Below are 459 nucleotides of genomic sequence, written 5' to 3' on the forward strand. Positions count from 1 at the left end.
TCATTTCCGAAGAAGTGTTCCAAAAAGTTCAGGAGCTGATTGCAAGCAGACGCAGGAAACGCAGAAACGGTACGACACAGATTTTCGCAGGATTGATAAAATGTGCAGACTGCGGATGGTCTTTAGCCTATGGGGAAAACAAGCAGAACAAAAACCCATACGGGTACTACCATTGCAGCAAAAACGGACAGGGATTACGCCAGTGTTCCATGCACTATATCCGCTATGATGTACTGTATGCCTATGTACTTGCAAGACTGCAATACTGGTCTATGCTGGCACAGAAAGACGAGGACAAGCTACTGAAACGCCTGCTCAATGCCAGCGACAGGGAAAGAAACTCTGCAAAGAAAAAGCAGGCTGCGGAGCTGAAAAAGGCAGAGAAGCGTAAAGCCGAGGTTGATGGGCTGTTTGCTAAAATGTATGAGGACTGGTCTGCCGGACGCATAACCGAGTATA

The 459-nt window shown here is 47.3% G+C and carries 1 protein-coding gene; it reads left to right on the forward strand.

Going from position 1 to position 459, the window contains the following annotated elements; translation table 11 throughout:
- Positions 1-459 (forward strand): zinc ribbon domain-containing protein (locus G5B11_RS18830; RefSeq protein WP_173729345.1); only part of this gene is annotated, 459 nt, incomplete at both ends.

Origin of the sequence: Blautia glucerasea, from assembly GCF_013304385.1 — a bacterium.
In the GTDB taxonomy this organism is placed as follows: Bacteria; Bacillota; Clostridia; order Lachnospirales; family Lachnospiraceae; genus Blautia_A; species Blautia_A ammoniilytica.